Annotated in this window: 1 protein-coding gene; it reads right to left on the bottom strand. The window is 28.3% G+C overall.

The annotated features are described in order from the left end of the window. Positions 1 to 109: 109 nt before the first annotated feature. Entirely contained in the window at positions 110 to 2125 is a 2016-nt protein-coding gene (locus tag VBM86_RS02985; protein WP_323189807.1) for a lipoprotein 17-related variable surface protein, read from the bottom strand. Between the last annotated feature and the right edge of the window lie 168 nt (positions 2126 to 2293).

Here is a 2293-nt window from a genome sequence, read left to right as displayed (position 1 = left end):
AAATTGAACTTGATTAACACAAATCAGAATAGCTTAAATAGCTGTTCTTTTTTATATAAAAAAACACCTTAGTAATTACTAAAGTGTCTATGTGCAAGTGAAATAAGTATTATTTACCTTCTTTGATTTTAGTTCATTTAGCTACAAAATCAGGTATTGATTTGAATTCTGATAATTCAAAGAATGTTTTAGATGGAATGAAGTATTTGTAAACTTGATCAAGTTCTTTAATGTTTGTTTCATAGAAACCATTTTTTGGTTTAACTTGATCTCTTCTAATAATGTGGAATGTAGTAGGAATTGCAAAATCTTCAGGATCAACAAATGCTTTAGCTTGCTCTAATGATAAGTTGTAAGCTGATCTAACAAATGCAAGTGTCGATAATAGAACGGTTGATGAAGCTTGAATTCCGAAGATATGTGTTTTAGAATCGTTGTTAAATGTTTCGTTGAAGAATACTGACTTACCTGAATCAGCTTTAGAGTGATCAACTGCGATAATATTTTCTCAAGAAACTGAAGAGTCAAGAATAATTGCTTTATTGTTATCTCCAAATAATGTTCTAATGTACTCGATTGATTCATCTTTTGAATAAACTGGGTGCATTTTATACATATAGTTGTATTCGGATTCAGGGTATTTAATTTTTATAGCATTAATGAAACTTATAATTTCTTCTCTATTTTCAGTAAGTTCTTTAATTCTTCATTTTCCATATAATGGATCAGTTTCAACTTTTGTTTCGTATTTTCTAAATAATGATGAACCCATAAATACTAAGTTCTTCTTAGATGAATCATAATGTTCTTTTCCATGAATTACAAAGTCAAGAGCATTACGAACCTCTAATCTATTTAGTTTTTCATATTCAGTGATTGCTTTTTCCATTTCTAATTTATCATTTTTGAAAATTTGAGAATAATCAGTTGGATAATCTTTAATTGATAATGATAAATTAGCCTTATCTAAAGCTCTAAGTTGCTTGTTGAAATATTCAATGTATGAACCATCAAAGTTGTAAAGTTTAACTTTGTCTGTTAATTGGAAGTAGTATCTATAGTCAATTGTTTGTTTTTGAGTTCTTTGCATCTCTTCAAATGAAGCTGCGATTTCATCTTTTGAAAGATTGCTTGAATTTCTGTTAGCTCAACTTTGATATGAAGTCTCAACAAATTTATAAGGTTGTGCATTTCCATCTGATAAAAGTACTATTTTATTAGCGTGTTCTAGAACATAATTTCTAACTTCTGTTGGTAATGATGGGAATGAAATGTCCGGAATGTAGAAGTCAAATTTATTTACACCTGCATCTGTATATGGTTTTAGGTAAGTTAATAATTCTTTTAATGTTCTTGGAAATACATCGTATTTTTTGTTAGCATCATCGTTTAATGATGGATTCATATCTTTTAATTGTGATGCAACCATTAATTTACCATTACCAATGTTGTATTGACCTGGTGTTTGTAAAACGTCTCCATATTTTTGGAATAAATAGTCAAAATTAAATCTTTGAGTCCCTGTGTTTGCCTTATCATAAACTGAATTGTCTATTAAAAATAGCACATCGTTAAGTGAATCTTGATTTCTATTCTTGTAGTTTAATTCACCTAACATTAACATAAATGCAGAGTTGAAATATTGAGCTGCGTTTCTAGACATAAACACAGTTGGAACTGAGTTTTCAGCTGAATCAACAATCTCGTTAAAGAATTGTTGATATCTTGGATTAAGTGGCTGAGCTTTAATATTTTTAAGAAAACCTTTAATTAAAATTTCTTTTGAATATGTAAGTTTACTATCTTCTTTTGATTCAAGTAAAACAGTGATTTTTAATGTTCCTTTATCATCGTCAGTTTGTGAAACTGAAATAGTTTTATAAATTACAAGCTCATCTGTTGATGGATTAATAGTTACATATTGACTGAGATTTTCTGTGTTTATAACAGATGGTTTTACATAACTATTAACAACATTATATGTAACATTAACCTTTGCTAATGGATTTTTTGTATAGCTTGGTGCTGCTGCACAACCTGCGCTGGTTGCAACAAGAGCAGTTAAAGGTGCGCTTGATAATATAAATAAATTTTTTAAATTTTTTATTAATCTTTTTTGTTTCATAATTAAATAATACAACTTTTAAAGTAATATGTCAAGTTTCAGGTTTCACCGAAACCATAGTCAGCAAGTCCTAAAAGCAAAAAAAAAAAAAAAAATAGGGTTCATAAAAGTGCATAAACTAGGACAAGAAAAGTAGACAGAAAATAAAAAACTGTCTACTTTTTGTTT

Source organism: Mycoplasma sp. 21DD0573, from assembly GCF_034863425.1.
GTDB lineage: Bacteria > Bacillota_I > Bacilli_A > Mycoplasmatales > Metamycoplasmataceae > Mycoplasmopsis.
This window is presented reverse-complemented; position numbering and strand designations above follow the sequence as displayed.